Annotated in this window: 12 protein-coding genes; 6 read left to right on the plus strand and 6 right to left on the minus strand. The window is 42.5% G+C overall.

The annotated features are described in order from the left end of the window. Positions 1–20 precede the first annotated feature (20 nt). Positions 21–1,409 carry a dihydrolipoyl dehydrogenase gene (gene lpdA / locus D0C36_RS03120; protein WP_117390114.1) on the plus strand — a complete coding sequence of 463 codons (1,389 nt, stop codon included), beginning with the start codon at positions 21–23 and terminating at the stop codon, positions 1,407–1,409. Between the two features lie 67 nt (positions 1,410–1,476). Here the strand turns inward: lpdA and D0C36_RS03125 are convergent, their stop codons facing one another. Then, the gene (locus tag D0C36_RS03125) at positions 1,477–3,108 is read right to left on the minus strand and encodes a carboxylesterase/lipase family protein (RefSeq protein ID WP_117390115.1); all 1,632 of its coding nucleotides are present in this window, start codon (positions 3,106–3,108) and stop codon (positions 1,477–1,479) included. Positions 3,109–3,213: 105 nt separating this feature from the next. Between D0C36_RS03125 and D0C36_RS03130 the strand changes: the two genes are divergently transcribed. Beyond that, positions 3,214–3,498 carry a SelT/SelW/SelH family protein gene (locus tag D0C36_RS03130; protein ID WP_117390116.1) on the plus strand — a complete coding sequence of 95 codons (285 nt, stop codon included), beginning with the start codon at positions 3,214–3,216 and terminating at the stop codon, positions 3,496–3,498. A gap of 66 nt (positions 3,499–3,564) precedes the next feature. After that, a complete protein-coding gene (locus D0C36_RS03135) occupies positions 3,565–4,002 on the plus strand; it encodes an RrF2 family transcriptional regulator (protein ID WP_117390117.1) in 438 nt (145 codons plus the stop codon). Positions 4,003–4,004: 2 nt separating this feature from the next. On the opposite strand, the gene D0C36_RS03140 is transcribed toward D0C36_RS03135, so the two are convergent. Beyond that, positions 4,005–5,462, minus strand: a complete 1,458-nt coding sequence (locus D0C36_RS03140; RefSeq protein ID WP_117390118.1) for a hypothetical protein — start codon at positions 5,460–5,462, stop codon at positions 4,005–4,007. A gap of 189 nt (positions 5,463–5,651) precedes the next feature. Here D0C36_RS03140 and D0C36_RS03145 point away from each other — a divergent pair, with 189 nt between their 5' ends. Continuing rightward, positions 5,652–5,906 carry a hypothetical protein gene (locus tag D0C36_RS03145; protein WP_117390119.1) on the plus strand — a complete coding sequence of 85 codons (255 nt, stop codon included), beginning with the start codon at positions 5,652–5,654 and terminating at the stop codon, positions 5,904–5,906. 45 nt (positions 5,907–5,951) lie between these two features. Here the strand turns inward: D0C36_RS03145 and D0C36_RS03150 are convergent, their stop codons facing one another. Next, entirely contained in the window at positions 5,952–6,671 is a 720-nt protein-coding gene (locus D0C36_RS03150; RefSeq protein ID WP_117390120.1) for an RluA family pseudouridine synthase, read from the minus strand. A gap of 129 nt (positions 6,672–6,800) precedes the next feature. Between D0C36_RS03150 and D0C36_RS03155 the strand changes: the two genes are divergently transcribed. Beyond that, positions 6,801–7,355 carry a hypothetical protein gene (locus tag D0C36_RS03155; RefSeq protein WP_117390121.1) on the plus strand — a complete coding sequence of 185 codons (555 nt, stop codon included), beginning with the start codon at positions 6,801–6,803 and terminating at the stop codon, positions 7,353–7,355. Positions 7,356–7,400: 45 nt separating this feature from the next. On the opposite strand, the gene D0C36_RS03160 is transcribed toward D0C36_RS03155, so the two are convergent. From D0C36_RS03160 to gatB, 3 genes are all read right to left on the minus strand, one after another. After that, the gene (locus D0C36_RS03160; protein WP_095704744.1) at positions 7,401–8,090 is read right to left on the minus strand and encodes a response regulator transcription factor; all 690 of its coding nucleotides are present in this window, start codon (positions 8,088–8,090) and stop codon (positions 7,401–7,403) included. A gap of 105 nt (positions 8,091–8,195) precedes the next feature. After that, complete coding sequence (locus D0C36_RS03165; RefSeq protein ID WP_117390122.1) at positions 8,196–9,308, minus strand: TlpA disulfide reductase family protein; 1,113 nt, start codon at positions 9,306–9,308, stop codon at positions 8,196–8,198. A gap of 4 nt (positions 9,309–9,312) precedes the next feature. Beyond that, positions 9,313–10,782, minus strand: coding sequence for an Asp-tRNA(Asn)/Glu-tRNA(Gln) amidotransferase subunit GatB (gene gatB / locus D0C36_RS03170; protein ID WP_117390123.1), 1,470 nt, complete (start codon positions 10,780–10,782; stop codon positions 9,313–9,315). A gap of 177 nt (positions 10,783–10,959) precedes the next feature. Here gatB and D0C36_RS03175 point away from each other — a divergent pair, with 177 nt between their 5' ends. Further along, on the plus strand, positions 10,960–11,598 hold the full coding sequence (locus tag D0C36_RS03175; RefSeq protein WP_117390124.1) for a hypothetical protein: 639 nt from the start codon (positions 10,960–10,962) through the stop codon (positions 11,596–11,598). The last annotated feature ends 18 nt before the right edge of the window (positions 11,599–11,616 follow it).

Here is an 11,616-nt window from a genome sequence, read left to right on the forward strand (position 1 = left end):
CATAAAAGATACATACTAATATGGATTACGATTTAATTGTTATTGGTTCGGGCCCGGGTGGTTATGTTGCTGCTATCCGCGCATCGCAACTGGGTTTAAAAACCGCCATTGTAGAAAAAGAATCACTTGGAGGTATTTGCCTTAACTGGGGTTGTATCCCTACCAAGGCTTTGTTAAAAAGCGCCCAGGTGTTTGAATATTTAAACCACGCTTCTGAGTATGGTATCAAAACCAACGGTGGCGAGGTTGACTTTGAAGCCGTTATAAAACGCAGCCGCGGTGTTGCCGATGGCATGAGCAAAGGTGTTCAGTTTTTGATGAAGAAAAACAAGATCGATGTAATTATCGGTACAGGTTCACTTAAAGCTAAAGATACCGTAACTGTAAAAGGTAACGATGGTTCTACTAAAGATATAAAAGCAAAAAACATCATCTTGGCTACAGGTGGCCGCTCGCGCGAGTTGCCAAACCTTAAACAGGATGGTAAAAAAGTTATAGGCTACCGCCAGGCAATGGTACTTCCGCAACAACCAAAATCAATGGTGGTTGTTGGCTCAGGTGCTATCGGTATCGAGTTTGCTTACTTCTACAACTCTATAGGTACTAAAGTAACCGTAGTGGAGTACTTAGATAACATTGTTCCTTTAGAAGACGAAGAAGTGTCAAAAGCACTTTTACGTTCATTAAAGAAACAAGGCGTTAACATCATGACAGGTTCTACCGTTGAGTCTGTTGATACCAACGGCGAAGGTTGCCGCGTAAATGTTAAAACTGCTAATGGCAACGAAGTGCTTGAAGCCGAGATCGTATTATCGGCAGTTGGTATATCTACTAATATTGAAGGCATAGGTCTTGAGCAGGTTGGCGTTAAAACCGACAAAGGCAAAGTATTAGTTGATGACTACTACAAAACCAATATTGATGGCGTTTACGCTATTGGTGATATTGTTAAAGGCCAGGCGCTTGCACACGTTGCATCTGCCGAGGGTATTATCTGCGTTGAGAAAATTGCAGGCCAAAACCCTGAGCCTTTAGATTACAATAACATCCCGGGTTGTACTTACTGCTCGCCTGAAGTTGCTTCTGTTGGTTACACCGAGAAAGCTGCTAAAGAAGCAGGTTACGAGATCAAAGTTGGTAAATTCCCATTCTCGGCATCTGGTAAAGCAAGTGCTGCGGGTGCTAAAGATGGCTTTGTTAAAGTTATTTTTGATGCTAAATACGGCGAATTCCTTGGTGCACACATGATAGGTTACAATGTAACCGAGATGATTGCCGAAGTAGTTACCGCGCGTAAACTGGAAACTACCGGTCATGAGATCATCAAATCGGTACACCCTCACCCAACCATGAGCGAAGCTGTTATGGAAGCTGCCGCTGATGCTTACGGTGAAGTTATCCACTTGTAATAAAATACTCCTTAATATAAAAAGCCGCCTTGTTTTGCAAGGCGGCTTTTTTGTTTGATAATAGGACCTATTTCATATACTCTTTATCAAGGAAATTATATCTTCCCTTTTCCTGGGCACTTTCTTTTACCGGTTTAGTTGTTACGTTGATATCTATATATGATACCGGGCCGCTTTTAACGTTAGCATCCCATTTAGGTAAACCTTTGCCGTTAGGGTTGCCTGTTTTTATAAAATTGGCAAAATAGCTTTCCATAGTTTCAGATACTTTGTAATCGTCAGCCGTCCAGGCGTAGGTTGTATTGGTAGATAGATTACCCATAGCAAACTCAATTTCTGATGCATGCGCTGCTCCGTTGTAAGGTGCAGGTTGCTTTGGATCTTCCTTTTTCTTGCCATCGTCTTTGATAATACCACCTGCAAGGCCCTGTTTGGCATTGCCCATGGCGGCAGTCATTGGCGGGCGTGGTTTTGAGAACAGGTAACGATAAACTGGCTTGCCTGCAGTTGCTGCATGTGCATCGGCCCATTTCCAGGTACTGTAAACAATAAACCTATCGCTGGCCAGTTCTGTAGCAGACTTGATAACTTCATCCTGTGTATTACCAGGATATAATTTTAATACTTCATCCGCTTTATCGTTGTAAAGGCTTTTTACTTTCTTGGTGTAATTCTCAACAGTTGGAGCATCGCCCCACATTAATGCCTGGTAAGGCACCTCGGCAGAGTTCCATCCCACTAAAAGCGGAACATTAGCTTGTTCACCAGCCAATAAAGTTTCAACCGGTTTTTTCGTCAAAAAGTAGCCATCAACAGTAGCGGTTGACATGGACGGCGTGCCCGGCTTTGAAGCTATTTCAAGCAGTTGGTCAGCTGGTATCGCACGCAGATCGGCAAGTGATTTTGCACCTGCCTGCTCCATAAATTTAGTACCGTTGGCTTCGCCTGTGCTCAGATCAACTGCAGGCAAGGTTGGCGCTATCATAGCCCCGCTCTCTCCTATTGCACCGTTAATAATATCTTTCGATAAAGGTGATACCATTTGTGCCGACACCGATATAGAGCCTGCCGATTCGCCTGCTATGGTTACACGTTTAGGATCGCCACCAAAAGCTTCAATATTTTGCTGTACCCAACGCAGGGCAGCATTTTGATCTAACAAACCATAGTTTCCTGATGAGTGATGTTTCGATTCTTTAGTCAGCTCCGGGTGAGCCAAAAAACCAAACACGCCAAGGCGATAATTAACTGTTAAGGCAATGATACCACGCTTAGCCATGCTTTCGCCATCGTAACGGGGTTCAGAGCCATCGCCGGCAACAAAACCACCACCGTAAAAATAAACCAGCACGGGTAGTTTGGCTTTTGGCTTGCCTGCAGGCACCCAAACATTAAGGTACAGGCAATCCTCGCTCATACCAGGCGAGCGAAAACCCATATCACCGAAAGGTTTCTTCTGCATACCATTATATCCAAATGCATCGCACTTGCGCACGCCGGTCCAGTCGTTAACGGGTTGCGGTTCTTTCCAGCGCAGCTCTCCTATAGGCGGCTGCGCAAAAGGGATACCCTTGAAACTATTAACGCCCGATTTTTCGGTTACGCTCTCTACCGTGCCATTAACGGTTTTAACCTGCATTTGCGCAAACGCCCCAAGGCAGGCGCTCTGCAGCAATAGCAAACACACTAATTTTTTCATGGTTTTGTGTTATAATTGGTTGTTGTTTGAATGCTGAAAGTAAGTAAAATAAATACCACATCAAATATCATCATGTCTTTGTGACACAATTAAACATTTTACGCTATGAAACCAACCGTCACCATAGAATACTGCCCAAAATGTAACTGGATGCTTCGCGCTGCCTACATGGCGCAAGAACTGTTAAGCACCTTTGCCGACGATGTATACGGTATAACCCTGCAACCCAGCGAAACATCGGGCAAATACAATATCCGTGTAAATGAGCAAGTCATCTTTGACCGTAAAGAACAAGGCCGTTTCCCTGAGATAAAAGAACTGAAGCAACTGGTGAGAGATGTTGTTGCTCCTGAGAAACCACTTGGCCATAGTGATAAGAAGGCGGAGTAAATTACTATGTCTGCATATTATGTCGTACAAATTTGTTTGTTTACATTTGTACTGTATATTTATTAAATGCTATCCAAAAAGACTAAATACGCCATAAAAGCGCTGGTGGTAATGGGCAAGAATATTGACAAACCACCTATGCAGATCTCAAAGATCGCCGAGATGGAGCGCATACCTAAGAAGTTTCTGGAGCAGATCCTGCTCGATTTACGCAACGCGGGCTACCTGTACAGTAAAAAAGGTGCCGGTGGCGGTTACAGCCTCAATAAAGACCCTAAAGAGATATTCCTGGTAAGCATAATGCGTATTACCGATGGCCCTATTGCCATGGTACCTTGTGCCAGCTTAAACTTTTACCATAAATGTGATGAGTGCCACCAGGAACATACCTGCGGCATACGTGATGTTTTTGTGGATGTAAGAGATGCTACGCTGAAAATACTTTCTGAAACAAGTGTTGCCGATATTATTGAGCGCGAGAACTCGCTGATCGTAAAACTGTAATATTAATCGTTTAGCTTTTCTGAGATATTTTTGATCGCCTCATCCAGCTTAGCGGCTGATTCCTGAAGGTATGGTTCAACCTGTTCGTAATCTTCGGGTTTGTTGCTACTGTTTTTAAGGATATCAATAATGCCAAGAATGTTAGTGAGGTGCTTACGCACCTCGTGCGAGTTAATAAACGCCAATTCTTCTTTCTTGGCTGCAAACAGCAACTTCTCGTAATGGCGTTTTTGTGTTACGTTACGATAAATAAGCGCAATGGCTACAATTATAAGCGCAGCTACTATCACCACAAACATTAACCAAAGGCGCTCGCGCTCATAAATAGCCGTGCGTTGGTTGTAAGAGCTTTCGGTTTCATCAAGCTTTATTTGCGATAGTATGCTGCCTACCTGCGTAAGTTTGGTGTTATACTCTCGTGCTTCGGCAAGTGCTTTCTTAAAATTCGCAGCAGCAAAACTTATCCCATCTTTTCTCTCTGCTATCTGTCCTAAAAGTTCGTATAAGTGCTGTTTTACTTCAGGATGGTTTGCTTCGCCATTTGCATTAAGTAAACGGTTAACAATTATTTGCGCCGAATCTAACTGGCCACTTTGATAAAAAGCATCAGCCAGGCGCTGGTCTTCAAGATCACTGGCCGCATATTGCTTATGCGCTTTTAAATCTCTTATTTGCTGTATGGCTACATCATACCTATGCTGCAGTAATGATATATAATAGCCAACACGTTGCTGATAAGTAAATAATTTATAGTTCCTGTTCTCTGCTGCATATAACTTCTTATGATAAGCCTTCAACGAGTCGAGGTTCCCCATCCTGAAATAATTTTCACAGATGTTGTACAATATAACGCTGGCTAACATCCTTCGCCCAATTGTATCATCAGCAAGCAGTTTTCGTGCTTTGTTCAGATAGTTCAAAGACTCGGCATACAAACCCGTTTTATAATAAAGGTCTGAGATATTGTTATCAAGCGATGCTTCTCTGCGATTATCCTTAAAAGTGGCTCTTAGTTTACGAACCCTTATAGTGGCCAAACGATAATTGTAAATAGCACCAATATAATCTCCTTCATCTGTTTGAATAAAACCCAGGTGACTCAGCAACTGAAACATCAGGTAATCCTCTTTCTTACGCTCAGCTTCACGTACGGCCTTGGTCATGGCTATCTCTGCCTGTTTAAGATCATGCAGTTTGTTAAAAGACATACTTTTTGCAAAAAGCATAAAAATGTCTTTATCAGGGAAATTATACCTGTCAAAGTACTGGCTTAATGTATCCTGAACGGCATTTAACTTGCCATCTTCAGATATCTGGATATTATTTTTAACAAAAATGATAAGCCTTTTTTGGCGAGGGATAGCCTCTTTCTGGATAAGAATATCGGTAAGCGTATCCTTATTAATTGCACGTTGGCGTTGGGGCACAGCAATATCTTGCCGCCCGCTTGCGGTTGCCATTAAAAAGGGGAAAGCACAAAAAACAATAAGAAGAATAAGCCTGTTAAGCATCTACTATATTTTCAATAAAAATACGTTTGCCTTTCGTAAAAACAAATAAAGTATTGAAAAGGCAACTCTAAAATTCATTTTTTCGTAAAACGAAGAAATAAATTAATTTTGCATTTAATAACACAACCAAGATAGCACATGAAAAAAATTTTTTACATTGTTTTAGCTGTTATTGTTGTTGGCATTTATTCATGTCAAAAAGACAATTCAGCCCCTGCAAAACAGGGTTTTAGCAATGGTATCGCCGTTAAGGGCAAAAAAGATACCTCGCCACCAGACCCTACTTTTAACGTACAAAGAATTATTAAAAAAGACACATCTCCACCAGATCCGAAATTTACTACTTCTTCTACAGCTAAGAAGGATACATCACCACCGGATCCAAGAAGATAAGATCTTTTGCACAAATAAGCCCTGTAAAACTACAGGGCTTATTTTTTAGCTATCAAATTTATCCAGCAATTTTAGCAGCGTCTCAAAATCCTTAGGATATGGCGCATGTATGGTGGTTTCTTCACCTGATGGCAGCTTAAAAGTTACTTCGTAAGCATGCAAAGCAAAGCGTTTCATTATCGGCTGCTCTTCCTGGTCTTTGCCAAGCGTGTATTTGCGCTTAAGTTTAGACAAGAAAACAGGCTGGCCTTTGTACATTTCATCACCGGCAATTGAAGCGCGTTGCGTAGCCAGGTGAATACGTATCTGGTGCATACGGCCGGTTACCGGGCGGCACTCTACTAAAGTATAATGTTTAAAATATCTTAACGATTTAAACCAGGTTTCGGCGCGTTTACCATCCTGCCTGCTAATGGTAACGCTGCTTTTACCTACGTTAAGTATAGGCAGGTCAACCAGCAGGTCATCAAATACGTGCGTGCCATCTATTACCGCATGGTAAACTTTCTTCACCTTACGGCGCTCAAATTGCATGGATACGCTACGGTAAGCCTCGGGATTTTTAGCGATGATAAGTGCCCCAGAGGTTTCCTTATCCAAACGGTGGCATATCTGGGCATCATCGCTATATTGTTTAGCCAGGCGCAGCATATTGATCTCGCCGCCCTCGCGCTCATCTAATGATGCAACAAAGGGTGGTTTATTTACCACTATTACATCATCATCCTCAAACAATATCAGGTCGGCAAACTTTGGAAATTTCATTGCCGCAAAGGTACGTTTTATTAAGGAAACCAGCTATAGACCTAAATCGGCGCTTAGCTTAACCGGTTTTGAAACATTTTTTTTATGCGGATGTTAATCAGGCATCTATCACCTAAATGAAAAAACATTATGAGCACATCAAAAACACAACCCGAAGAAAAAGGCTTCTTTGAAAAAATAAAAGAAACCATTGAAGAGTTTTGGGAAGGCACCAAAGACACAGCAGAGGATGTAAAAGAAGCTGCTGAAGAAAAGATCGACGACATTAAAGCAAAAGTGATCGCTAAAAAATCGACCACATCACGCAAAGCAAATCCGGCTAAAACCATCGCATCGGCCACCAAAACCACTATTGCTAAAAAAGCCGCAGCTACAACCGCAGCAGCCAAAAAAGAGGCTGGCGAAATAAAAGAGAAAGCTGCAGATACAGCTAAAAAGGTAACAGCTAAAGCAAAAGCGACTACAACAGCAGCTAAAAAAACCGTAGCCGAAACAGCGGCTAAAGCAGCCACTAAAGCAAAAACAGTAACTGCAACTGCCAAAAAAGAAGTTGCCGAAACAAAAGCCAAAGCTGCTACCAAAGCTAAGGCAGTAACTGATAAAGCTAAGAAAGAAGTTGCCGCGGTTAAGAAAACTGCCGCAGCAAAAACTACAGCAGTTAAACGCGCCGCTAAAACTGCTTAAGCTTAATAATAAAAAAGCCCCCGATAATTATCGGGGGCTTTTTTATTATGCTTCAAATTTGTAGCCTACGCCTTTTACGGTTGATACGCAATCGTCGCCCAGTTTCTCGCGCAGTTTACGCACGTGCACGTCAATGGTACGGTTGGTTACCACTACCGAGTCTTCCCAGATGTTTTTAAGGATCACCTCGCGGGTGTAAACCTTGCCCGGTTTTGATGCCAGCAGGTACAACAGTTCAAATTCTTTTTTGGCTAATACTACCTTCTCACCTTTTTTGTAAACCAGGTAAGCTTCGCGGTCTATCACCAGGTCGCCTATTTCCAGTTTGTTGTCGGTAACTTCTTCCGGCGGGGCGTTACGGCGCAGTATGGCGTTGATACGGCTAACCAGTGCACGTGGCTTTATCGGCTTAGCGATATAATCATCGGCACCCACGTTAAAGCCGGCAATTTCTGAGTACTCCTCGCTGCGGGCAGTTAAGAAAACCATAAAGGTGTTCTTAAACTCGGGCATGGTACGCATAATACGGCAGGCCTCAATGCCATCCATCTTTGGCATCATTATGTCTAATACGATAAGATCGGGTTGGGTGCGTTTTGCCTCGGCAACAGCTTCCTGGCCGTTACGGGCAGAATATACCTGATAACCTTCTTTTTTTAGGTTGTATTCTATCAGCTCTAAAATATCCGGTTCGTCGTCAACAATTAAGATCTTCTGTTTGCTTGAACTGCTCATGTATATTTAATTTTTGCTATAAAAGTATAACCTTAATTAAAGATAATAGTTAAATGAGTGTTAACAAATTGTTAATAGCAACAGTTAGTTAATCTTAAGTTCAGACTACTTGAATGTTTTCTTTAAAAAATCTTCAAGGTCAACACCAGTTACGTTCTTGGCAACGATAACGCCATTAGGATCGATAATAAAGTTTGACGGAATAGCTTCAATACGGTACAAACGCTCTGTTGGACCTTCAAAACGCTGAAGGTCAGAACCATGAGCCCAGGTCAGTTTATCGGCTTTGATAGCGCTTTCCCAAGGGCCTTTATCCGTATCTAATGATATACCAAGTATATTAAAACCTTTAGGCTGATAAATAGCATATTGCTTAACCACGTTAGGATTTTCCTGGCGACAAGGCTGGCACCATGACGCCCAAAAATCCAGCATCACATATTTGCCTTTGTAATCGGCCAGTTTGATGTCTTTACCATCCAAACCTTTAACAGTAAATTCTGGTGCCTTGTGGCCTATTGATACAGGTTTAATATCTTCCATCTGTTTGATGAAAGCCTGTACTGATGGGTTATCTTTAAATTTATCTTTTATCTCGTCTGAGTAGGCAACCATCTGCTGCTCGTACTTATACCTGTCAAGCGATGCTGCGGCAAAGAAACCAGCAAGATTATCTTTATTAGCATCAACAAATTTGATCACCTCAGCGCTGTAATCAGCTATGTTTTTCTGAAACTGCGGGCGATAGATATTGATCAGCGAATCAGATTCTTTACCTAAAGCTGCTGCTTTAGCACTATACTCATCAGCCAGTTTACTGTTTTTGGCGCCGTAAACATTGCTCAGGTTATTAAAATCTTTCACCTTTGCCGATACATCAGAACCACTTACTTCATAATTGTGGGTAGAGTCGGCCAGGTCGGCTTTTAACGTAACATCATCCCCGTTTTGTAGCACCAGGTCAAATATATCTCCGTTTACGCGCACCTTATAGAGGTTTTGGTATGGTGCGTTACCTTTAAACTCAAACTTACCGCCACTAAGCGCAGTTGAATCGATAACGCTAATACCGGTGGTATCTGTTTTAAGCAGGTAAACCAACTTGGCTTTGTCAGCATGCTCCAGCGTACCGCTAATTTTAAACGATTTATTATCCTTGCAGGCTGCCATTAACAATACAACAGCAGAAGCCGCGCAGGCAGCAAATATTTTTTTCATACGATTATTTAGATTCTAATTCTTTGATCAACAACTGATTGGTTTTCTGCGGATCTATTTTACCTTTCGAGCTTTTCATTATTTCGCCCATAAACAAGCCTAAAACGCCTTTCTTACCTTTTTGGTATTCTTTAACCTTATCAGGAAATTTAGCTACCGCAGCCTTTATAAAAGCCTCTACCTCATCACTATCATTGCTAATGAGTAAGTTAAGCGTTGTGGCTATCTGCTCTGCAGTTTTATTGCCGCCTTTGAGCAGCTCGGGAAATACTTTTTGTGACGCTGTGGTGTTATTTACCTTGCCATCATCAACCAAAGCAATTAATCCTGCAAGTGCTGCAGGCTTTAATTCCAGCTGACTTGCATTCAGGTTATTATCATTCAAATATGAACGCACCGCACCCATCATCCAGTTAACTGCCGATTTGTAGTTAGTAGTGTGTTTTATCAGCGATTCAAAATAATCTGCAAACTCCTTTTCGGCAGTAATAACGCCTGCGTCGTAGTCTGATAGATTGAGCTCTTGAGTATATTTGTCAAACAACTGGTTTGGCAAAGCAGGCATAGCCGCTTGTATGTTATCCAATTGTTGTTGGTTTATCTGTATAGGCAATAGATCCGGCTCGGGGAAATAGCGGTAATCGTTAGCCATCTCTTTTGAGCGTAATACTGATGTTTCGCCGGTGTTGGCATCAAAGTTTAAGGTATTTTGGTCGATATGACCGCCTGCCTCAATCACTTCTACCTGTCGGGCAAATTCATGTTCGATAGCGCGCTGTACGTTACGGATAGAGTTGAGGTTTTTCACCTCGCAGCGGTTACCATATTCAGTAGCCCCCCTTAAGCGTACAGAGATATTTGCATCGCAGCGCATACTGCCTTCTTCCATGTTACCATCACAGATCTCCAGGAAACGCAGTAAACGGCGGATCTCCGTCAAAAACTGACCGGCTTCTTCGGCACTTCGCAAATCGGGCTGTGATACGATCTCTAACAACGGTACTCCTGCCCTGTTTAGGTCGATAAGAGAATAGGCATCATGCTGATCATGAGAGCTTTTGCCGGCATCATCTTCCATGTGGACATGATGGATGGCGATATTTTTTGCAGTACCGTTTGATAGTTTTACGGGTACATAGCCGCCCAGGCAAATAGGTTGCTGATCCTGCGTGGTTTGGAAACCTTTTGGCAGATCGGCATAAAAATAGTTTTTACGGGCAAAGGTATTATTAAGGTTGATGGTGCAATTACAGGCCAGGCCCATTTTTACGGCATACTCCACCATACGCTTATTGATGCGCGGCAAAGTGCCGGGGTGCCCTAATGATATGGCACTTACATGGTGATTAGGTTCGGCGCCAAATGCCGCCGAATCTGAAGAAAATGCCTTACTTAAAGTAGATAATTGCGCGTGTACCTCTAAGCCTACTACCAGTTCGTACTTATCGCTCACGCTGCTGTCAGAAACTGTCATATATATTGTTTTCTGCTGTGCTCAGCCTTGATCAAACCTTCCAAATATAGTTTAATTTATATTTTTCGCCTGCTTTTTTTGTAATGATGACGATGCAAAGCAAACAATTTATTAAACCTTTCATTTAATGTGTTGTCAATCTATAGCACAACAATTTAAGACGATACTACTGATACTATGAAAAACAAAGTTTTAGGCATGCTTGCCGGGATAATGATCCTCGCCGCATCAGCAACACAAACAAAAGCACAGGTAAGCGTAGGCATAAACGTAGGCCTATGGAACCCGCCGGTTGAATATGCCGACGCCAGTTATTATTACCTGCCCGATGTAAACAGCTATTATTATGTACCTACTCATCAATATGTTTATTTAAGTGGCAACAATTGGGTATGGCGAAGCAGTTTGCCGCCACGTTACAGATATTACAATATTAACGACGGCTATAAAGTGGCAGTTTATCGCCCGCGCCCATATCGTTACTATGCTAACGACCGTGTAAGATATGCACGCTATCGTGGTGTAAGAAACGTAATTGTGCGCGACAGGTATTACCGCCCGCGTACGAGGGTTGTAAATCGTGTGCATTACGTAAACAGACCAACGCGTGTTGTTAACCGCACAAGATATGTAAACAGACCTACCCGAGTAATTAACCGTACAAGAGTTGTTAATCGCCCGCGTACCGTGGTACGCCAGAGAACCGTAGTAAGGCAACGCCCTATAGGCCGTACCAGAACTACTGTGGTAAGGCAACGTGCTATAGGTCGTCCTGCAGGTAATCGCGGACATGGTCGCGCTATTGGTCACCATTAATTTGGAGATGATACTAAA

The organism is Mucilaginibacter conchicola (assembly GCF_003432115.1).
In the GTDB taxonomy this organism is placed as follows: Bacteria; Bacteroidota; Bacteroidia; order Sphingobacteriales; family Sphingobacteriaceae; genus Mucilaginibacter; species Mucilaginibacter conchicola.